Origin of the sequence: Micromonospora sp. NPDC050495, from assembly GCF_040655175.1 — a bacterium.
GTDB lineage: Bacteria > Actinomycetota > Actinomycetes > Mycobacteriales > Micromonosporaceae > Micromonospora.
In genome coordinates this window covers 74,473-96,990 of the sequence record NZ_JBFAJK010000026.1, presented here as the reverse complement: position 1 = coordinate 96,990, position 22,518 = coordinate 74,473, and the positions used below count along the sequence as shown (strand labels likewise).

Annotated in this window: 4 protein-coding genes; all 4 read right to left on the bottom strand. The window is 76.2% G+C overall.

Features of this window, described 5'->3' with window-relative positions:
- Positions 1 to 56: 56 nt before the first annotated feature.
- The 4 genes from AB0I11_RS23005 to AB0I11_RS22990 are packed head-to-tail and all read right to left on the bottom strand — an operon-like array spanning position 57 to position 22,515.
- Positions 57 to 1,172: an alpha/beta fold hydrolase gene (locus AB0I11_RS23005; protein ID WP_357323988.1), complete on the bottom strand. Its 1,116-nt coding sequence runs from the start codon at positions 1,170 to 1,172 to the stop codon at positions 57 to 59.
- Entirely contained in the window at positions 1,169 to 3,535 is a 2,367-nt protein-coding gene (locus AB0I11_RS23000; RefSeq protein WP_357323985.1) for a thioester reductase domain-containing protein, read from the bottom strand. Before AB0I11_RS23000 ends, AB0I11_RS23005 begins: the two co-directional genes overlap by 4 nt.
- The gene (locus tag AB0I11_RS22995; protein ID WP_357323982.1) at positions 3,528 to 11,501 is read right to left on the bottom strand and encodes an HAD-IIIC family phosphatase; all 7,974 of its coding nucleotides are present in this window, start codon (positions 11,499 to 11,501) and stop codon (positions 3,528 to 3,530) included. Before AB0I11_RS22995 ends, AB0I11_RS23000 begins: the two co-directional genes overlap by 8 nt.
- A gap of 34 nt (positions 11,502 to 11,535) precedes the next feature.
- On the bottom strand, positions 11,536 to 22,515 hold the full coding sequence (locus tag AB0I11_RS22990) for an SDR family NAD(P)-dependent oxidoreductase (protein WP_357323979.1): 10,980 nt from the start codon (positions 22,513 to 22,515) through the stop codon (positions 11,536 to 11,538).
- Between the last annotated feature and the right edge of the window lie 3 nt (positions 22,516 to 22,518).

Genomic DNA, 22,518 nt, shown 5'->3' with positions numbered 1-22,518 from the left:
CCGCCGCCCTTCCTATCCCCCGCCCGGGGCGGCGGGGGTCGGCCCGGCCGGCCCGGTCAGGCTCGCGCCGGCCGGCCCGGTACGGCCTTGACATGGCACTCGTCGAGGAAGTCGACGATGTAGCCGAACACGTCGAGCGCGGCGTTGCGGCCGATGATCGGATCGACGTGGCCGTAACCCGGCACCTCGGTGTACCGCACGTCCAGCTCCGGGTAACGCGTCGACAGGACCTGGTGGCAGAGCTTGTTGGAGTCCAGCCAGAAGCCGTTGTCGCTGCCGGAGATCAGCAGCACCGGCGCGTCGATGCGGCCGGCCTCGTCGAGGGCGTTCTCCGGTAGGCGGTCGTAGCGCCCGTCATCGGTGCTGAACCGGACCACGCTGTGCGCCAGCTCGACCCGGCGCAGGTGCGGCAGGATCCACACCGGGACGGTGCCGAACAGCTCGGCCAGCCGGTCATGCGTACGCTCGTGCAGGTTGTCGTGCTCGAAGAGCGACGCGCCGACGCCCCAGGCGTCGTTCTGCAGGATGTGGCAGGTGGGGTCCTTGCACTCGGCGCCGATCGACGCCTCGGCGAAGATGAGCGAATAGCGCGACCACATCCCCACCTTCTTGAAGTCGACCGGGAAGTTCGCGAACCGCGACCGGAGGAACTCGCCGCCGAAGTGCAGCCGGGCCCGGGTCTGCCAGGAGATCTTCGGGGTCAGGAAGACGCCCTGCGCGACCACCGCGCTGAGCCCCGGCACCAGACCGGCCGCCATGCTCATCGACAGGCACAGCGCCCCCATGCAGTGCGCGACGATCGACAGTGGCCGGTCGTCGATCCGCTGCCGGACCGCCGCCACCGCCTCGGGGATGTCGTAGAGGGCCACGTCGTCGAAGGAGTAGCGGACCCGCCGTTCGTTGTGCGGCAGCCGGCAGCTTCCCCGCCAGTCCAGCAGCCACGGCTCGTACCCGGCGTCGAGCAGCACCTCGACCAGGTTGCGGGTCTCCGGAAGCACGAACATGTCGGCCGAGGCGGTCAGCCCGTGCAGCAGCAGCACCACCGGGCGGTCGGTGTCGCCACCGCGCGGCACCACCCGGCACAGGCCGAGTTCCGTGCCGTCGGAGGCGACGAACGGGATCTGCTCGACGGTGCCGGCGTCGAGGCGGGCGTGGAGGGGCCTGAGTGTCATGACAACCGCTTCCTGTCCTTGCTCAGCTTGCGGATCTTGCGGCGCAGGATGTCCCGGTCCCGGTCGATGGCGTCGCGGCGCAGATCCAGCAGGTCGGCCACGGCCCGCATGCCCGGCTCCGCCAGCCCCTTGCCCATCTGGACGAAGAACCAGCCGAGCCAGGTCAGCTTGGCCAGCCGCTGCTCCTGGGGGGACAGCCGGGGGTCGACGTGGATGCCGTCGATCTGCTCGCGTACATAGCTGGCGGCCGGCACCCGCACGACGCCGGCGAAGCTCGCCGGCTCGCCGGCCCGGCCCACCGTGATCTCCAACGTGCGGGACTGCCGCCACAGGTCGCGGCGGGCGCGGGCGGTCTTCCAGCCCTCCAGCCACCACTCCTGACCGTCGTTGTCGACCAGGGCGAGGCGGTAGCGCAGCAGCGGGTGGTCGGTGCCGTGCTGGTGCGGGATCCCCTCGTCCGGCCGTACCCAGATCTCGCCCTGCCGGACGGTGAGCGGCTGCGGGTGCAGCCGGTTGCAGCGCACGGTGCCGCTGACGTCGATGCGCCGGTGCTGGAGCACCTGGTACATGCTGGCGATGGAGAGCGTCAGCGACATGGTGCAGCGGCTCTCCCCCACGTCGTCCACCCCGCCGATCCGCCCCTCGGTGGTCTCGGTGAACCACAGGTACGGCGCGTCGTCGCGGTCCGGGAGCTTGACCCGGCCGTCGCCGGCCATCCGCTCGATGGTCCGCAGTTGGGCCCGGGAGTCGTAGCGGGCCGGCTCGGGCAGGTCGTGCCGGGCGATGAACGCCTCGGTACGTTCGGCGGTCGCCGGCGGCCCGAACATCAGGCCCTCGCAGAGCTTGGTGGCGGTGGAGCTGCGCAGCAGCCGGGCGACGAACTCCAACTCGGGCAGCGGATCGGCGTCCTGCCGGCGGAGGATGTCGGCCCGCCACTGCTCCCACCCGGTGACCCGGACGTTCATGCCGGCCACCTTCATGTCCCGGCGCAGTTCCGGCAGGGTGTCGGGGCGGCCGGTGAGGTGGTAGTTCTGCCCCCACGCCTCCGGCTTGCAGATGATCGCGGCGCCGATCCGGCTGACCCAGTCCACCGGGGCGGTGTTCATCGCCCGGAACGCCGGGACGGTGCGGTACCGCGAGAAGGCGGTGAGGAAGCCGGTGCTGAGGTCCTGCGGGTTGTAGGCGCCGGTACGGGTGTGCCCGGCGATCGCGCCGGGGCGCAGGATCGTCACCTTCAGGCCGTGCTCGCTGGCCCGGCGCAGGGCCGCCTCCCCCGCCCACTTGGACTTGTCGTAGCCGGCGACGAGCCGGGTGATGTGCGCCACCGGGTCGTCCTCTCCCATCGACTCGATGCCCAGCTCGTTGAAGACGGCGACCGAGGAGACGTGGTGCAACGGCTTGGGCGGTCCGGTCATCGCCAGCTCCGCCAGCCGCAACGGGCCGATGACGTTGGTACGGCGCAACGAGGGGTAGCCGCGCAGGAAGTCCACCGCGGCGGCGACGTTCACGATCGAGTCCACGCCGCCGGCCAGGTCGGCCCAGCGCTCGTCGCTCAGCCCGAGCCGGGGCTCCCGGATGTCCCCGGCGAGCACCGTGACCCGCCGCCGCACCTCCGCCGACCAGGGCAGCGAGAACCGGTTCAGCGCCGCGCCGAGGCGGTTCTCGGCGGCCTCCTCGTCGGCCGCCCGGACCAGGCAGACCACGTGCGCGTCGCTGCGCCGCAACAGGTCCAGCAGCAGGTGACCGCCGAGGAACCCGGTGGCCCCGGTGAGCAGGATCCGGGTCGGCTCCCGCGGCTCCGGGGCGTCGCACCAGGGCAGCCGGTCGGCCAACGCGAGATCCGCGAGGATCATCTCGATGTCGTCGTCCGCGCCGGTCGGCTCCGCGGCGACGACCGCGCCGGCGGGATCGGGCACCAGGTCGGTGCCGTTCGCCGGCAGTGGTGCGAGGTCCGGCAGCCCGCTGCTCTCGGCCCAGCGACGCGCCAACCGGCCGGGCCGGGCGTCGGCGAAGACGTCGTCGAGGCTCAGCCGCACGCCGCCCTCCCGGGCCAGTTCCGCGACGAGTTCCACCGCGTCGACCGAGGTCAGGCCCGCGTCGAACAGATCCAGTTCCGGGTCGGTGTGCCGGCCCCGCAGGAACCGGGACGCCGTCGCCGCGATCACCGCGGCGGCCTCCTCGACGGTGCGCGGACCGGTGCCGGTCCGGGCCGGCGCGGCCGGGGCATCCGGGGCGTCCGGCTGCCGGAACCGCGCGAGCAGGTCCGCCGCCTGCCTCCGCCCCCCGCCTGCCTCGATCAGCTCGCCCTCGGACCGTCGATCGACGTCCCGGTTACGGCTCGTGCCGATGTGCGTCTCAGGCATTGCCTACCTCCGCAGCGCTCGTCGACCCGAGGTCCCAGGACCGGAACTCTCGGAGTCGCGTCAAATCCACCGTGACCTGCAGCCGCTCGGCGTCCACGTCGCCGCCGCCGAGGCGGGCGACCAGCCGGCGGGCCGGAATGTTGCGGGGCGTGTGCTCCGCGGTGAGGCGCACCGCCGGGCAGCCGAGCGCCTCCGCCCGGTCGGCCAGCCAGGCCAGCAACCGGTCCTCCACGCCGCGGCCGAGCACCCGGCAGCTCAGCATCCACGCCACCACGTCGAGCACGCCGCCGTCGGGGCGCACGACGAGCACCCCGATCTGCCCGTAGTCGCCGAACCGGTCCCGGGCGGCGGCGGTCCAGACCTCGCCCTCGCCGCGCAGCCGGGCCAGCATGTCCGCGTCCAGCGCCAGCGGCCGGAGGTTGAACTGGTTGGTACGCCGGCTGAGCTGGATGGTGCGCTCCGCGGTCCGCTCGTCCACCGGCGCCACGTCCAGCTCCAGTCGCAGCCGGGCCAGGAACTCCGCGAAGCCGGTCTGTTCCCGGACCTCGGTGCGCGCCTGCTCCTGGCGGTAGAAGTCGGCGCGGACGGCGTCCTCGGTGGTGGCCGCCCGGGGCACCACCGGCCAGATCCGGCGCACGAAGCCGGCCAGCTCGGCGGCGGGCGGACAGGTCAGGCAGAGCACCTCGGGCAGGGCGGCCCGGACCGCGGCGATCTCGACCGGGTTGTCGTCGAGGAAGAGGAAGGAGTCCAGGCCCAGCCCCAGCCGATCGGCGATCGCGGCGATCCGCACCGGCTTCGGGTCCCACGCCGCGGAGATGACCGCGAAGTGCTCCCGGCCGAGGAGGCTGTCCGCGCGGTCCAGGATGGCGTGCACGGTGCCCTCGTCGTTGTTGGACACCAGCGCCAGCAGCACACCCGCGGCCCGCCACTGCAGCAGCCGGCGGGCCAGCAGCGCGCGCGGCCCGGTGAGGTCGACGTGCTCCGGCCCCAGCTCGCCGGCGATGCCGCCCCACACCGTGTCGTCGCCGTCCACCACGATCACCTTCGGCGGTGGGCGGCGGGCGTACCCGATCACCTCGGCCGCCGAGAGCGCCACCTGCGCCTGGAACTCCTCCCGGAACGGCAGGTGGGCGATGGCGTCGGTGTCGTCGTCGAAGATCTCGGCGGCGGTGAACCCGGCCGCCCACCAGGACGGCGGCAACACCGCGACACCCGGCTGCTCGGCCAGCTCCGCGGCGATCTGCTCCGGCCACTGCCGCAGCCGCTCGTCGTCGACGCGGTCCGGCAGGAAGCCGACGAGCACCGGGATCCCGGCCCGCTCCGCGAGCGTACGCAGCGCCGCCGCGTACTCCCCGGCCAGTTCGGTGACCAGGTCGGCGTTCGCCGGCTGGAAGCGGGTCAGGTCGGCGGCGCGCAGCAGGATCAGGTCGGCGACCGTCCCCGGCGCGGCGAGCACCCCGGACGGGTCGTGCAGGGCGGCCAGCACCTGGTGGTACGGCGCCTCGGCGACCGCGTACCGCTCGGTGCCGCCGTCGAGGGCGAGGCCGAGCAGCGCCGGGAGGTTGCCCAGCGCGAACGTGGCGGCGACCGCGACCGTGCCCGCCGGTCCCGGCTCGGGCGCGGTGGTGAGCGTCTGCGGGTCGGCGACGACCTCGGCCACCACCGCCAGGTAGTCGGCGGCGAACCGGGCGCAGCTGGCCTCGTCGAGGATGTCGACGTTGTAGTCGAGGCCGATCCGGCCCAGACCGGGCAGCACGGTGACCATCAGGTCCAGGTCGGAGTGGCCGGTGCCGGCGGGCAGGATCTCCACGTCGGCGGCGCCGGGCGGCTGCGGCGGCAGGTAGTTGAAGTACACCTCGACCAGCGGCGCCTCCGGCCGGTGGAGGCCCTCCGCGACCAGCGCCGACATCGCGTCGAAGAAGCTGATGCCCTGCTCCAGCACGGTGCTGAGCCGGTGGTCCGTCCGCCGCACCACCTCGGCGACCGGCGTGCCGGGCGGCACGTGCGCGGCGTACGGGATGGGCACCCCGAAGAACCCGATCGCGTCGGGCGCCTCCACGTGCAGCCGGGTGTCCACCGGCACGGCGAGGACGAACCGGTCCCGGTCGCGCAGCCGGGCCAGCAGCACGGTGAGACAGCCCAGCCAGAACGCGGCCGGCGTGACGCCGAGCCGGCCGGCCTGCTCGGCGACCCGCTCCACCAGGCCGGCGGGCAGTTCGGCGAAGTGGCTGTCGGCGCGGTAGGAGCGCGTGGCGGGCCGGGGCCGCGCGAGTTCCAGGTCGAGCCGCCGGCAGCCGGCGAACCCGGTGCCGCCGCGGTCGTCCGACGGCGTCGTGAGCAGCCCTGCCTGGGCCCGGAGCAGCAGGTCGAGGTCGGCGTTCGTGGCCGCCGGCAGCGGCGCGCCGGCCAGCGCCTCGCCGGTCCGGGCCGCCATCAGCAGCAGGGACGCCAGGTCGGACACCGCGTGGTGGGCGCCGACCAGCAGCACCTGCCCGCCGTCGGGGTAGGCCAGCAGCTCGAACCGCCACAGCGGGGCCGCCGCCAGGTCGAACGGCGCGGCCAGCAGGTCCCGCAGCCGGTCCTGGGGGTCGGTCCCGGCGGGCACCGGCGACCAGCGCACCAGCCCGGCGCCGGCCTCGGGGCGTACCTCCAGGCGGTATCCCCCGTCGGCGTCCGCGACGATCCCGGTACGCAGCGCGGCGTGCGCGCCGGCCAGGGCGGTGAGCACCTCGGTGAGCCGTTCCGGGGTGGCGGTCGGGCCGAGGCGGACGGCCAGTCCGATGTGGTGCGTGACGGCCGGGACGCCGCGCTGCTCGGTGCGGACCAGCCGGACCACGTCCCGGGTCGCCGGCCGGATCACCGTCTCGTCGAGGGGCGCCGCCGGGGTGCCGTCGTCGCCCTGCCCGGTCGCCGCGTCGGCGGCGTCGATCAGGTAGCCGGCGATGCTCTCCACGCTGGCGCCGTTGAACATCATGGCGATCGGCAGCGAGCGGCCGAAGTCGGCCTGGATGAGGCCCCGGGTCTGCATGGCCATCGCCGAGTCCAGTCCCTGGCCGACCAGCGGCGCCGCGGTGTCCAGCCGGTCGACGGCGAAGCCGAGCACCCCGGCGAAGCGCTGCCGGATCCGGGCCACCACCTCCTCCCGGTCGTGCAGGCCGACGGGACCCGGCGCGGCGGCGGGGCGGGCCCGGCGCGGCAGCACGGTGGCCAGCAGGGGCGGCAGCAGGTCGGGGTCGGTGGCGCGCAGGGTGGGCAGGTCCACCGCCAGCGGCAGCAGCAGCGCCTCGGGTACGGCGGCCGGCCGGGCCAGCGACCGGGCGAGCGCGGCCTCGAGCAGCGCCAGCCCGGCCGCCGTGTCCAGGGCGGTGATGCCGCCGCGCCCGATGCGCCGCACGTCCTCCTCGGTGAGGTGGCCGGTCATCCCGGTCGCCTCGGCCCACAGCCCCCAGGCCAGCGAGGTGCCGGCCAGCCCGGCCTGCCGGCGCTGCTGGGCCAGGGCGTCGAGGAACGCGTTGGCGGCGGCGTAGCCGCCCTGGCCGGCCCCTCCGAGGACGCCGGCCACCGAGGAGAACAGCACGAACGCGTCCAGGTGCAGGCCGGCGGTCAGCTCGTGCAGGTGCCAGGCACCGTCGATCTTGGGGCGCAGCACCGCCTCCAGCCGCTCGGCGTCGATGGCGGTCACCAGGCCGTCGCTGAGCACGCCCGCCGCGTGCACCACGGCGGTCAGCGGATGCTCGGCGGGAATCGTGGCGAGCACCCGTTCGAGCTGGTCCCGGTCGGCCGCGTCGCAGGCCACCACCCGCGCCTGGGCGCCGAGCCCGGCCAACTCGTCGCGGAGCCGGTCCGCGCCGTCGGCCGCCGGACCGCGCCGGGACAGCAGCAGCAGGTGCTTCACGCCCAGCCCCGCGAGGTGCCGGGCGACCAGCGCGCCGAGCCCACCGGTGCCGCCGGTGACCAGGACGGTGCCGGCGCCGAGCGCGGCGACCGCGCCGCCGGTGTCCACCGGGTGCCGCGCCAGCGCCGGGACGAGCAGGCGGCCGTCCCGGACGGCCGCCTCCGGCAGCCCGGCGCGCACCGCGGTGAGCACCCGCGGGTCCGCCGCGTCCCGGGCGCCGTCGACCAGGATGATCCGGCCGGGGTTCTCGGCGCGGGCGGCCCGCACCAGACCCCAGACCGCGGCCTGGGCGGGATCGATCCGTTCGGTGCCGCTGCCGGTGAGGACGGCGTCGCGGGTCAGCACGACCAGCCGGGAGGTTTCCGGGCCGGGACCGTCGAGCCACCGCTGGAGCCCGTGCAGCGTCTCGGTGAGCAGGGTGCGGGTGCGGTGCGGCAGGTCGCCGTCGACCGGGTGGTCGGCGGTGCTCAGCACGGTCAGCTCCCCGATCGGCCGGGAGGCCGGGCCGGCGTACGCCGACCAGCCGACCGAGCAGAGCGCCTCGTTGCCGGCGCTGGCCGGACGGGCCAGCAGGGAGGCGATGCGGGCGACCGGTCGGCCGTCCGGGTCGGCGAGGTCGAGGCCGTACGTGTCGCCGTCGGTGGTGATCCGCACCCGCAGGTCGGTGCGGCCGGGCTGCCAGACCGACACGCCGCCGAAGGAGAACGGCAGCAGCGCCCGGCGCACCCCGGCGGCCGCGGCGGCCGCCTGGAGCGCGGCGTCCAGCAGCGCCGGGTGCAGCGCGTAGCGGGCCGCCTCGTCGGCCAGCTCGGCGGGGAGGGTGATCCGGGCGTACCGGTCGTCGCCGGCGGCCCACAGCTCGGCGAGGCCCTGGAACGCGGGGCCGTACTCCAGCCCGGCGTCGGCCATGGCCGGGTAGTGCTCGGCGAGGTCCACGACCCGGGCGCCGGCGGGTGGCCAGGGCGCGTCGTCCGGCGGGCCCGGCGGCTCGGCCTCGCCGAGCAGGCCGCTGGCGTGGTGCCGCCAGCCCTCGTCGCCGTCGGCGTCGTTGTCGTCGCCGGTGCCGTCGGCCCGGGAGTACACCTCGATCCGGCGGCCGTCGGCGTCCAGCGGCCCGACCGACACCTGCAACCGCAGCTGGCCCTGTTCGGGCAGGGGCAGCGGCTCGTGCAGGATCAGCTCCCGCACCTGGGGGCAGCCGGCCTCCGTCCCGGCCCGGACGGCCAGTTCGACGAAGGCGGCGCCGGGCAGCAGCGCCGTGCCGAGCACCACGTGGTCGGCGAGCCAGGGATGGGTGGCGCGGGAGACCAGGCCGGTGCAGACCACACCGTCCGCGCCGGCCAGCGGGACGGCGGCGCCGAGCAGCGGGTGCCGCACCGGGTCGAGGCCGGCGGCCCGGACGTCGGCGGTCGCGGTGCCCGCCGGCAGCCAGTAGCGCGCCCGCTCGAACGGGTAGGTGGGCAGGTCGACCAGCCGGCCGCCGGCCGTCCAGGTGGACCAGTCCACCCGGATCCCGGCCGCGTACGCCGCGCCGAGGCCGCGCAGCAGGCACACCTGCTCGTCCTCGCCGCGCCGCAGCGTGCCGGTCACCGTCACCGGCCGGCGCTGCGCCTCGGCGACCTGGGTCACCGCGCCGGTCAGCACGGGATGGGGGCTCACCTCGACGAACACCCGGTGCCCGGCCGCGAGCAGGTGGCCCACCGCCGCGTCGAAGCGGACCGTCCGCCGCAGGTTCCGCAGCCAGTACGCGCCGTCCATCGCGCCGGTGTCCAGGACCTCCCCGGTCACCGTCGACACCAACGGCACCTGCCCCGCCCGGGGCTCGATGCCGGTCAGGGCCGCCAGCACCTCGTCGGCCAGCTCGTCCACCTGCGGTGAGTGCGACGCGTAGTCCACCGCGACCAACCGCGCCGGCAGCCCGTCGGCGTGGCACGCGGCCACGAACGCGGTCACCTCGTCGGCCGGGCCGGAGACCACCACCTGCTCGGGCGCGTTGACCGCGGCGATCTCCACCGTCGCCGGCAACCGGTCCGCCACCGCGGCCGGCTCGGCCAGCACCGACGCCATCCGGCCCCGCCCGGCCAACCGGGCCACCGCCCGGCTGCGCAGCACCACCACCCGCGCCGCGTCCGGCAGCGACAACGCGCCGGCCACACAGGCCGCCGCGATCTCGCCCTGCGAGTGGCCCACCACCGCCACCGGCCGCACCCCGGCCGACCGCCACACCTCGGCCAGCGACACCATCACCGCGAACAGGGCCGGCTGCACCACGTCCACCCGGTTCAGCCACTCCTCGTCCCGGCCGGTGATCACGTCGAGCAGGGACCAGTCGGTGAGCGGCGCGAACGCCGCGGCGCACTCCCGCATCCGGGCGGCGAACACCGGCGAGGAGTCCATCAGGGAACGGCCCATCCCGGCCCACTGCGCGCCCTGGCCGGGGAACACGAACACCGCACCGTCGCCCGGTACGGCCCGCTCGGCCACCTCGACGTCGGCCAGCAGGCCGGCCAGCTCGTCCCGGTCCCGGCCCACGACCACGGCCCGGTGATCCCACTGGGCCCGGCCCGTCGCGAGCGTGTACGCCACGTCCCGGGGGTCCAGGTCCGCGGCCTCGCCGACCCGCTCGCGCAGCCGATCGGCCAGCCGGCGTACCCCGTCGGCGGTCCGCGCGGAGAGCACCCAGGCGACCGGGTTCGCGGCCGGCGCGGCGGCCGGTTCGGCGCCGCCCGCCGGGGGCTCCTCGATGATCACGTGCGCGTTGGTGCCGCTGTAGCCGAAGGAGGAGACACCCGCCCGGCGGGGCCGGTCCCCGGACGGCCAGGCGCGGCTCTCGGTCAGCAGCCGGACCTCGCCGGCGGTCCAGTCCACGTGCCGGGAGGGTTCGTCGACGTGCAGGGTGCGGGGCAGCAGCCCGTGCCGCATCGCCAGCACCATCTTGATGACCCCGAGCACCCCGGCGGCGGCCTGGGCGTGCCCGATGTTCGACTTCAACGACCCCAACCACACCGGACGCTGCGCCGACCGATCCTGACCGTACGTCGCCAACAACGCCTGCGCCTCGATCGGATCACCCAACGTGGTACCCGTACCGTGCCCCTCCACCACGTCCACGTCCGCACCGACCAACCCGGCCGAGGCCAACGCCTGCCGGATCACCCGCTGCTGCGACGGACCGTTCGGCGCCGTCAACCCGTTCGACGCACCGTCCTGGTTCACCGCGCTGCCCCGCACCAGCGCCCGGACCCGCCAGCCGCGCTCCTGGGCGTCGGAGAGCCGGGCCAGGACGAGCATGCCCGCGCCCTCGCTCCAGCCGGTGCCGTCGGCGGCGTCCGCGTACGCCTTGCACCGGCCGTCCGGGGCCAGGCCGCGCTGCCGGGAGAACTCCAGGAACGGCGCCGGCGTCGCCATCACGGTGACCCCGCCGACCAGGGCCAGCGAGCACTCCTGGGCGCGCAGCGAGCGGACGGCCAGGTGCAGCGCCACCAGCGACGACGAGCAGGCGGTGTCCACGGTGACCGCCGGTCCTTCGAGGCCGAGCGTGTACGCGACCCGCCCGGAGATCAGGCTGGCCGCGTTGCCGCCGTCGCCGTAGTCGTGGTGCAGCGAACCGGTGAAGACCCCGGCCGGGGTGCCCTTGAGCGTGTGCGGGTCGATCCCGGCGTCCTCCAGCGCCTCCCAGGCGGTTTCCAGGGTGAGCCGCTGCTGCGGGTCGATGGCCGGCGCCTCGCGCGGCGCGATGCCGAAGAACGCGGGGTCGAAGTCGCCGGCGCCGGGCAGGAACCCACCCGAGCGGGTGTAGGTGCGCCCCGGCTGGCCGGGGGTGGGGTGGTAGAGGGCGTCGACGTCCCAGCCGCGGTCCGCGGGGAAGTCGCCGATCACGTCCGCCGCCCCGGCCACCACCTCCCAGAGCTGGTCGGGCGAGGCCGCGCCGCCGGGCAGCCGGCAGCTCATGCCGACGATGGCGATCGGCTCGTCCCGCTGGCGCTGCAGGGTGTCCAGGCTGGTGCGGGCCACGTGCAGTTCGCCGGCCACGCGCTTGAGGTAAGCGACGAGTTCCGCTTCGGTGGACATGCGTCTCCTCTTGTTCGGACCGAAGGTGGCCCGGTCAGCTGGCGGGGGCGTCGTCGGCGGTCAGCGAGATGCCGAGGTTGTCGGTGATGAAGTCGAGGACCTCGGCGGTGGTGGCCGTCTCGAGGGCGGCCACCGCCGGCCCGGCGGGCGCGGGCACCCCACCGGCGTCCCACCACGCGGCCATGCCGCGCAGCGTGGTGCCGACCCCGGCCCGCTCGTCGGCGGAGAGGTCGAGCGAGGCCAGCCGGGTCCGCAGCCGGTCCAGCTCGCCGAGCAGGTGCGGGTAGCCCGGGGCGGCGGCGGGCGGCGCGAGCCGGTCGTACAGGTGCCCCGCGAGCGCCTCCGGACTGGGCAGGTCGAAGACCGCGGTGGCCGGCAGCTTCAGGCCGGTCCGCTGGGCGAGCTGGTTGCGCAGCTCGATGCCGGTCAGCGAGTCGAAGCCGAGATCGCGGAAGGCGAGCCCGGCGGGGACCGCGGCCGGGTCGGGGTGGCCCAGGACCGCCGCGACCGCCGAGCGCACGATCTCCAGCAGCAGGTCCCGGCGCTCCTGCTCGGGCAGGCCGGACAGCCGGGTGGCCAGCGGCGCCTCGGCCGGCGCGGCCGTCCCGGCGGCGCGCCGCCGGGGCGCCCCGAGCAGCTCGGCCAGGAGCGGCGGTACGGCGGCGTCCGGCGGCGCGGCCCGGTCGACCCGGAGCGGGACGACCAGCGCGTCCGGGCCGCGCAGGGCCCGGTCGAAGGCGCGCAGCCCCTCCTCGGTGCCGGTGGGCCGGATCCCGGCGCGGGTGAGCCGGTTCCGGTCGGCCTCGCCGAGGCCGGCCGTCATGGCGCTGGCCTGCGTCCACAGGCCCCAGGCAACGGCCACGGCGGGACGCCCGGCGGCGTGCCGCCGCGCGGCGAAGGCGTCCAGGTAGGCGTTGGCGGCCGCGTAGTTGGCCTGCCCGGCCGAGCCGAGCAGCCCGGCGGCCGACGAGAAGAGCACGAACGCGGCCAGGTCGGCGTCGGCGGTCAGCTCGTGCAGGTGGTTCACCGCGTCCGCCTTGGGTCGCAGCACGGCGGCCAGCCGCTCGGTGCTCAGCGCGTCGAGAACGCCGTCGTCCAGCACCCCGGCGGTGTGGATCACCGCGGTCAGCGGGTGCTCGTCGGGCACCGCCGCGAGGGCGCGTGCCACCTGCTCCCGGTCGGCCACGTCGCAGGCGAGCGCCTGGACCCGGACGTCCGGCGGCAGGTCGACGGCGCGGGGCTGCCGGCGGCTCAGCAGCAGCAGGTTCCGGACCCCGTGCTCCTCGACGAGCCGCCGCACCACCAGCGCGGCGAGGGTGCCGCTGGCGCCGGTGACCAGCACGGTGCCGGCCGGGTCGAGCGGGCGCGGCAGGGTCAGCACCACCGTGGCCGGGTCCGTCGCCTCGGCCAGGTAGCGGTGCGCCTCGGCCCGCTGCCGGGCGTCGAACGCGCGTACCCGGGGCGGGGGTGTCACCGTCGGGTCCGGGGTCGCCGGGTCGGCGGCGACTGCCTCGGCGAAGCTCCACCCGGTCGGGACCGGGGCGAGCAGCCGCGCCTCGGTCACCGGCCCGTCGGGGAACGACCCGGTGACCCGGTCGCCCACGGCGATGCCGGTGACGGCCGGCCCGACCTCGGTCACCACCCCGGCGGCCCGGTCCTCGGCGGCCAGCCGGCGGGCGCGCAGCGACACGCGCACCTCCCCGTCGTCGAGGGTCCGGCCGGCGGGTTCCGGTGCCACCTCGGCGGGTTCCGACGCCGCCTCGGCGGGTGGGGCGACCCGGGCGAGCCGCGGCACGTACGCCCGGCCGGCCCGGACCGCGACCTGCGGCTCGCCGGTGCCGACCGCCACCGCGAGCGCCGCGTCCGAGGGCTCGTCGAGGTCCACCAGCAGCAGCCGGTCCGGGTGTTCGGTCTGGGCCGACCGGATCAGGCCCCAGACCGCGGCGCTGGCCGGGTCGGGGACGTCGGTGAGTGCACCCCGGGTGACCACCGCGAGCCGGTCCCGCGGCCCGGCGTCGGCGAGGAACCGCTGCACGCGGGCGAGGACACCGGCCAGGGTGGCGTGCACGTCGCCGTCGGGTTCGACGTGCACGGTGGCCGGCGCGGCGGCGCCGGCGTCCCGCGCCGCCGGGACCGGCCGCCAGTGCAGCCGCAGGTCGGTGTCGGCGCGGGGCTGCGCGATCCCGGCGAACGGGCGCAGCGCCAGGGACTCCGCCCGCAGCACGAGCCGCCCGGCGCGGTCGACGGCGGTGACCGAGACGGCGCGCTCGCCCGCCGGGGCGAGCCGGACCCGCAGCGCGGTGGCGCCCGTGGCGGCCAGGGTCACGCCGGTCCACGAGAAGGGCAGCACCTGCTGCCCGCCGTCGCTGCCGGCGACCGGCGGGTCGGCCAGGTGCATCGCGTGCAGGGCGGCGTCCAGCAGGGCGGGGTGGATGCCGAAACTCTCCGGCTCGACGGGGAGGCCGACCTCGGCGTAGACCTCCGCGCCGGCCCGCCAGGCCGCCTGGACGCCCCGGAACGCCGGCCCGTAGTCGTAGCCGCGCTCGGCGAGGTCGTCGTAGAGGTCGCCCACCGGCACCGGCTCCGCGCCGGCCGGGGGCCAGTCGGCCGCGCCGTCCGATACCGGGGCGTCGACGGCGGGGGCCACCGTGCCGGTGGCGTGCCGGATCGCCGCGGTGTCCGCGCCGTCCGGGGTGGACGCCGAGTACACCTCGACCGTACGCCGACCGGCCGGGTCCGCCGGGCCCACCACGACCTGGAGGAACACCGGGGCGGTCGCGGTCAGCGGCAGCGGCGCCTCCAGGGTCAGCTCCTCCACCACCGCGCACCCGACCTGGTCGGCCGCGCGCAGGGCCAGTTCCAGCAGCGCGGTGCCGGGCAGCAGCGTCGTGCCCCGGACCGCGTGGTCGGCGAGCCAGGCGTGCGCGCCGGGCGCCACCCGCCCGGTGAGCAGCGCGCCCGACCGGCCGCCGGCCAGCGACACGGCCGCCCCGAGCAGCGGGTGCCGGGCGTTGCTCAACCCGGCCGCGTTCATCCCCTGCCCTGGCCCGGTCGCGTTCAGCCAGTAGCGCCGGCGCTGGAACGGGTAGCCGGGCAGGGTCACCCGGCGCGCGCCGGCCAGGTCGCGTTCCCAGGACACCGGTACGCCGGCGACGAAGAGCTGGGCGAGCGAGCGGCGCAGGGCCAACGGCTCCGGCTGGCCCCGGGTCAGCGCCGCGATGGCCAGCGCCCCGCCGGGTCCGTCCTGGTCGTCGAGGGTCTCGTGGACCATCGGGGTGAGCACGGCACCCGGGCCCAGTTCGACGAAGGTGGTGACGCCGAGGTCCCGCAACGCCCGGACCCCGGCGGCGAACCGCACGGTACGGCGCACGTGGTCCACCCAGTACCCGGCGGTGCGGATCCGCTCCGGGTCGGCCGGGGCGCCGGTCACGTTCGAGATGACCGGGATGCGGGGCTGCTTCGCGGAGATGGCGGCCAGCTCCGCGGCGAACTCGGCGAGCATCGGCTCCATGTGCCGGGAGTGGAAGGCGTGCGAGACGTCCAGCCGCCGGACACCGTGCCCCGCCGCGCGCACCGACTCGGCGAGCGCGAGCACCGGCGCCTCGTCACCGGAGACCACCACCGACCGCGGACCGTTCACCGCGGCCAGCTCGACCCCCTCGACGTGGTCCAGGTGCGCCCGGATCTCCTGCTCGGACAGGGCGATCGCGGCCATCGCCCCGGTGGCCGGCAGCGCCTGCATGAGCCGGCCACGGGCCGCGACCAGCGCACAGGCGTCCGGCAGGGAGAACACCCCCGCGGCGTACGCGGCGGTGATCTCGCCCAGCGAGTGGCCGGTCACGTAGTCGGGGGCGAGCCCGGCCGCCCGTACCACCTCCAGCAGCCCGACCTCCACGGCGAACAGGGCGGCCTGCGTGTACATGCTCTGCGGCAGCAGGCGGGCCGGCTCGGAACCGGCGGGCGCGAAGACCACGTCACGCAGCGGGTGCTCGGCGTGGCCGGCGAGCCGGGCGTCGAGGAGTCCGCACGCCGCGTCGAAGCCGGCCGCGAAGGCGGGGTGCTGGTCGTACAGCTCCCGGCCCATGGCGGCGCGCTGCGCGCCCTGCCCGGAGAAGAGCAGGGCCAGCCGGCCGCGTTCGGGCCGGGCCACGCCGGTGACCACGGCGCCGCTCTCCCGGCCGTCGGCCAGCGCGGTGAGCCCGTCCAGCAGCGCGTCGTGGCCGTCGCCGAGGAGCACGGCCCGGTGTGCCATCGCCGAGCGGCCGGCGAGCAGGGTGTACGCGACGTCGCGCGCCGGCGGCGCGTCGTCCGCCGCCAGCTGGCCGAGCAGCCGGGTCGCCTGGTCCCGCAGGCCGGCGGCGGATTTGGCGGAGAGCACCCACGGCACGGGCGGGCCGGCCGGCTCCGGCCGCGGCGGCTCGTCGGTGGGCGGCTGTTCGAGGATGACGTGCGCGTTGGTGCCGCTGATGCCGAAGGCGGAGACAGCCGCCCGGCGGGGCCGCTCGGTCTCCGGCCAGGGACGCTGGTCGCGGAGCAGCTCGAGCGCGCCGGACGTCCAGTCGACCTGGCGGGAGGGTTCGTCGACGTGCAGGGTGCGGGGCAGCAGCCCGTGCCGCATCGCCAGCACCATCTTGATGACCCCGAGCACCCCGGCGGCGGCCTGGGCGTGCCCGATGTTCGACTTCAACGACCCCAACCACACCGGACGCTGCGCCGACCGATCCTGACCGTACGTCGCCAACAACGCCTGCGCCTCGATCGGATCACCCAACGTGGTACCCGTACCGTGCCCCTCCACCACGTCCACGTCCGCACCGACCAACCCGGCCGAGGCCAACGCCTGCCGGATCACCCGCTGCTGCGACGGACCGTTCGGCGCCGTCAACCCGTTCGACGCACCGTCCTGGTTCACCGCGCTGCCCCGCACCACGGCGAGGACCGGGTGCCCGTGGCGGCGGGCGTCGGAGAGCCGTTCCACCACGAGCATGCCGGCGCCCTCGGCCCAGCCGGCGCCGTCGGCGTCGGCGGAGAACGCCTTGCACCGGCCGTCCGGCGACATCGCCCGCTGCCGGGAGAACTCGACGAACGTCGCCGGGGTGGACATCACCGTCACGCCGCCGGCCAGCGCGAGCGTGCACTCGCCCCGGCGCAGCGCCTGGGCGGCCAGGTGCAGCGCCACCAGCGACGACGAGCAGGCGGTGTCCACGGTCAGCGCCGGCCCCTCCAGGCCCAGCGTGTACGCGACCCGCCCGGACGCCACACTGGTCGCGTTGCCGCTGAGCCGGAACCCGTCCAGCTCCTCCACCAGCTCGTGCATCGGCGGCCCGTACTCCGTCGGCATGGCGCCGACGAAGACGCCGACCGGCTCACCGCGCAGACCGGCCGGGTCGATGCCGGCGCTCTCGATCGCCTGCCAGGACGTCTCCAGCACCAGCCGCTGCTGCGGGTTCATGGCCGTGGCCTCCCGGGGGCTGATCCCGAAGAAGGCGGCGTCGAACTCACCCACCCCGTCGACGAAGGCGCCCCGACGCGCGTAGCTGGTCCCCGCGTGGTCCGGGTCCGGGTCGTACAGGGAGGCGAGGTCCCAGCCGCGGTCGGTCGGGAACTCCGAGGTGGCGTCCACCCCGTCGGCGACCAGCCGCCACAGCGCCTCCGGGGAGTCCACGCCGCCCGGCAGCCGGCAAGCCATCCCCACCACGGCGACCGGGTCGTCGTCCGTGGCCGTGGCGGGCGCGGCGCCCGGCGCCTCGGCGGGAGCGCCGACGACCAGGGCGTCCAGGTGGTCCGCCAGCGCCTGCGGGCCCGGGTAGTCGAAAACGAGCGTGGCGGGCAGCTTCAGGCCGGTCACCTGTTGCAGGCGTTGCCGCAGCTCCAGACCGGTCAGCGAGTCGAAGCCGAGGTCCTTGAACGCGCGCCCGGCGTCGACCGTGCCCGCGCCGGCGTGCCCGAGCACCAGCGCCGCCTGGCCGGTGACCAGCTCGAGCAGCGCGGCCCGGCGGCCCGCCCCGTCCAGCGCGGCCGTCCGCCGCAGCCACGCCGAGCCGCCGCCGGCCGCGCCACCCGTCGCGCGCCGCGCCGGGGTACGCACCAGCTCAGCGAAGATCGGCGGCAGGGTTCCCTGGGCGGCGCGAGCCCGTAGCGCCGCCAGGTCCAGCAGGGCGGGCACCAGCACGGACCGGTCGGTCGCCAGGGCCCGGTCCAGCAGGGCCAGCCCCTGCTGCGGGCTCATCGCCGCCAACCCGGCGCGCGACAGGCGGGCCAGCTCGGTCCGGCCCACGTGCGCGGTCATCGCGCTGTCGGCGTCCCACAGTCCCCAGGCCAGCGACACCGCCGGCCGGCCCGCGGCGCGGCGGGCCACGGCCAGCCCGTCGAGGAACCCGTTCGCCGCCGCGTAGTTCGCCTGCCCGGCCGATCCGACCACGCCGGCCGCCGAGGAGAAGAGCACGAACGCGTCGAGCGCGTGTTCCCGGGTCAGTTCGTCCAGCCACCGGGCCCCGTCCACCTTGGGGCGCATCACCAGGTCCAGTTGCGCGGCGGTCGACGCGGCCACCACCCCGTCGTGCAGCACCCCCGCGGCGTGGAACACCGCCGACACCGGGTGCTCCGCCAGCACCGCCGCCAACGCCTCCCGGTCAGCGACGTCGCAGCGCACCCGGACGATCTCCGCGGGCAGCTCCCCCACGTCGGCGGTGCCGCTGCGACTGAGCAGCAGCAGCCGCCGCACCCCGTACTCGGTGGCCAGGTGCCGGGCCAGCAGGCGGCCCAGCGCCCCGGACGCGCCGGTGATCAGCACGGTGCCGGAGGTGGACCAGCGGCTGCCCGTGGGCGGCGGCACCGGCACCAGGCGCGGCACCAGCGGCACCCCATCGGCCAAGGCGACCTGCGGCTCGCCGCTGGCCACCGCCCGCGCCACCGCACTCCCGACGCCCGCGCCGATGCCGGCGTCCGCGCCAGCCTCGCGGTCGGCGTCGGCGTCGGCGTCAGCGTCGCGGCCGGCGTCGGCGTCACTTCCGGTGTCGGTGTCGGTGTCGGTGTCGGTGTCGGTGTCGACCAGCGTGAACCGGCCCGGGTGCTCAAGCTGCGCGGACCGGACGAACCCCCAGACGGCGGCGCTCGCCGGGTCGGCACCGCGGGCCCCGCTGGTCACCACCGTCAGGGACCGGTCGACGGCCAGCGCCTGCTGCACCGCGGCCAGCACCTCGCCCACCCGGGCGCGCGGGTCACCGCCCGGCTCGACCCGCAGCACGTCGGCGGCGTCGCCGGGACCGGTCCCGACCTCGGCGGGCGCCGGCAGCCAGCGCAGTTCGTAGAGGCCGTCGCCGGCCGGCGCGCCCGACGCGGCGGCCAGCCGGGCCGGGTCGACCGGCCGGGACGCCATGGCCCGGACCGACAGGATCGGCGTGCCGCTCTCGTCGACGGCCGCGATGCCCAGCGCGGACGGCCCGGCCGGGGAGATTTGTACCCGCGCCACCGGTCCCCGGCCGGGTCCGAGGCTCACCCCGGACCAGGAGAAGGGCAGCTCGACGGGGGCGTCGGCGCCCTTGTCGAGCAGCGCGCCGTGCAGCAGCGCGTCGAGCAGCGCCGGGTGCACGGCGTAGCCCTCGGCGGCCGCCTCGTCGTCGAGCACCACCTCGGTGTAGACGTGCGCGGCGTCCCGCCAGGCGGCGCGCAGGCCCTGGAAGAGCGGGCCGTACTCGTAGCCGGCCCCGGCCAGCCGCGGATAGAGCGCGTCGACCGGGACCGGTTGCGCACCGGGCGGCGGCCAGGCGGCCGGGAGGGCCGCGGTCGGTTCGGTCTCGGCGGCCAGCCAGCCGCGCGCGTGGCAGGTGACCCGGCGTTCCGCGTCGCCGTCGGTGTCCTCCGCCGAGAAGATCTCGACCGCGCGCCGGCCGTCCTGCCCCGGCCGGCCCACGGTGACCTGCACCTGCCGGACGGTGTCCGTCGGGAGGACGAGCGGGGCCTCGAGCACCAGTTCGTCGACGACGGGGCGGTCGACCCGGCGCCCGGCGGTGTGCGCCAGTTCGACCAGCGCCGCGCCCGGCACGACCAGCGTGCCGACGATCGCGTGGTCGCGGATCCACGGCTGGCCGTCGGCGGAGAGGTGCCCGGTGAACAGCCACTCGTCCCGGTCACCGAGTTGGATGGCCGCGGTGAGCACCGGATGCTCGACGCGGCTCAGCCCGGCCGCGCCCGGGTCGGCGGCCCGGACGCCCGGGGTGAGCCAGTAGCGCTGCCGTTGGAACGCGTAGGTGGGCAGCGCCACCCGGACCGCATTGGTTCCGGCGTGGAAGGCCGCCCAGTCGATCGCTACGCCGGCCAGGTGGGCCTCCGCCAGGGCGGCGGCGAACCTGGCCGGTCCGCCCTGGTCCCGCCGCAGGGATCCGACGACCCGCACCGGCTCGGCCGGGTCCACGGTCGCGACGGTCTCCTCCACCGCCATGGTCAGCACCGGGTGGGCGGAGACCTCGACGAAGCAGGTGGCCCCGTACTCCACCAGGGCGCGCACCGCCGGCGCGAAGTCGACCCGGCCGCGCAGGTTGCGGTACCAGTAGCCGGCGTCGAGCCGGGCGGTGTCGAGGAAGGTGCCCGCGGTGGTCGAGTAGAACGGGATCTCACCCGAGCGCGGCGCGATCGGCGCCAGATCCCGACCGATCTCCTCCTCGATCGCCTCGACCGAGGCGGAGTGCGACGCGTAGTCCACCGGGATCCGCCGGGCCCGGATGCCGTCCTGCTCGCAGTCCCGCATCAGCTCGTCGAGGACGGCCGGGTCGCCGGCCACCACCGTCGTGCGGGGACTGTTGACGGCGGCGACGGAGAGTTGGCCGTCGTACCGGGCGAGCCGCGCCTCGACCTGCTCGGCGTCGAGGGCCACGGAGACCATGCCGCCGAGGCCGGCGAGCCGGTCGCCGACCGCGCGGCTGCGCAGCGCGACCACCCGGGCGGCGTCGTCGAGGGAGAGCCCGCCGGCGATGTACGCGGCGGCGATCTCACCCTGCGAGTGGCCCACCACGGCGATCGGCCGGACCCCGTGCGCCTGCCACAGCCGGGCCAGGGAGACCATCACCGCGAACAGCGCGGGCTGCACCACGTCGACCCGGTCCAGCGACGGCGCGCCGGGCCGCCCGCGCAGCACGTCCGCCACCTGCCACGGCACGTACTTCGACAGCGCGGTGCCGCACGCGTCGATCTCGGCGGCGAAGACCGGGGAGGAGTCGAGCAGTTCGACCGCCATCCGCTCCCACTGCGAGCCCTGACCGGGAAAGACGAGAACGACCCGGCTCGCGGTCGGGCCGACGTGGCACACCGCCGGGTCCGGCTCGCCCGCGGCCAGGGCGGCGAGGCCCGCCGCCAGGGTGTCCCGGTCGGCGGCGACGACCGCCGACCGCCACTCCAGGTGCGCCCGACCGGTCGCCGAGGCGTACCCGACGTCGGCCAGGGTGAGGTCGGGATCGGCGGTCAACCGGGCGTGCAGGCGGCCGGCCTGGGCCCGCAGGCCCGCCTCGCTGCGCGCCGAGACGAGCACCGGGACGGCGGTCGGCGCGCCGGCCGGCGGGACCGGCCCGCCGTCCCCGCCGGCAGCCGGCTCGGGCGCCGGCGGCTCCTCCATGATGACGTGGGCGTTGGTGCCGCTGACGCCGAACGACGAGACCCCGGCGCGTCGGGTACGCCCGCCACCGGTCCACGGCTCGGCCTCGACCAGCAGCCGTACCGCGTCCTCGTCCCAGCGCACGTGCGACGAGGGGGCGTCCACGTGCAGGGTGCGCGGCAGCGTGCCGTACCGCATCGCCTGGATCATCTTGATCACCCCGGCGACGCCGGCGGCGGCCTGGGTGTGACCGAGGTTGGATTTCACCGAGCCGAGCCGCAGCGGGCCGTGCTCCCGCTCCCGCCCGTACGTGGCGAGCAGCGCCTGCGCCTCGATCGGGTCGCCGAGCGTGGTACCCGTGCCGTGCCCCTCGACCACGTCGACGTCGGCCGGGCCCAGGCCCGCGTCGGCGAGCGCCTGGCGGATCACCCGCTCCTGGGCGGCGCCGTTCGGCGCGGTCAGGCCGTTGCTGGCGCCGTCCTGGTTGACCGCGCTGCCCCGGATCACGCCGAGCACCCGGTGGCCGTTGCGGCGGGCGTCGGAGAGCCGCTCGAGCAGCAGCAGACCGACCCCCTCGGCCCACCCGACGCCATCGGCGGCCTGCGCGTACGCCTTGCACCGGCCGTCCGGGGCGACCCCCCGCTGCCGGCTGAACTCGACGAAGAGGTCCGGGCGGGCGAGCACGGTGACGCCGCCCACCAGGGCGAGCGAGCACTCGTGGGCGCGCAGCGCCCGGCCGGCCAGGTGCATCGCCACCAGCGACGACGAGCAGGCGGTGTCGACGCTGATCGCCGGGCCCTCGAAGCCGAACGTGTAGGCGATCCGCCCGGAGGCGACGCTGCCGGCCGAGGCCGTGCTCAGGTAGCCCTCGATCTCCGGGCGCCGGTCGCTCTGCCCGGCCACGAAGCCGTAGTCCTGGTACATCACCCCGCAGAAGACGCCGGTGTCGGAGCCGCGCAGCGCGGTCACGTCGAGGCCGGCGTCCTCGAACGCCTCCCAGGCCACCTCCAGCAGCAGCCGCTGCTGGGGATCCATGGCGAGCGCCTCGCGGGGGCTGATGCCGAAGAAGTCGGCGTCGAACTCGCCGACCCGGTCCAGGAAGCCACCCCGCCGGGTGTACGAGGTGCCGGGGTGGTCCGGGTCGGCGTCGTAGAGGCGCTCGACGTCCCAGCCGCGGTCCACCGGGAAGTCGGTGCTCGCGTCGCGTTCCTCGGCCACGAACCGCCACAGCTCGTCCGGGGAACTGATGCCGCCGGGGTACCGGCAGCTCATGCCGACGACGGCGAGCGGTTCACTGGCCCGGTCCTCGAGCTCGCGCAGCCGCGCCCGGGTCTCGTTGAGGTCGACGGCGACCCGCTTCAGATACCGGACGAGTTTCTCCTGTTGCGCCTCCGTGGCCTCAGCGCTCATCCCCGTGCCCCCGCTCATCCG

Bases quoted from the DNA above. Each gene is read 5' to 3' on its own strand.
- AB0I11_RS22990 (WP_357323979.1), bottom strand. From the start codon at position 22,515: ATGAGCGGGGGCACGGGGATGAGCGCTGAGGCCACGGAGGCGCAACAG.
- AB0I11_RS22995 (WP_357323982.1), bottom strand. From the start codon at position 11,501: ATGTCCACCGAAGCGGAACTCGTCGCTTACCTCAAGCGCGTGGCCGGC.
- AB0I11_RS23005 (WP_357323988.1), bottom strand. From the start codon at position 1,172: ATGACACTCAGGCCCCTCCACGCCCGCCTCGACGCCGGCACCGTCGAG.
- AB0I11_RS23000 (WP_357323985.1), bottom strand. From the start codon at position 3,535: ATGCCTGAGACGCACATCGGCACGAGCCGTAACCGGGACGTCGATCGA.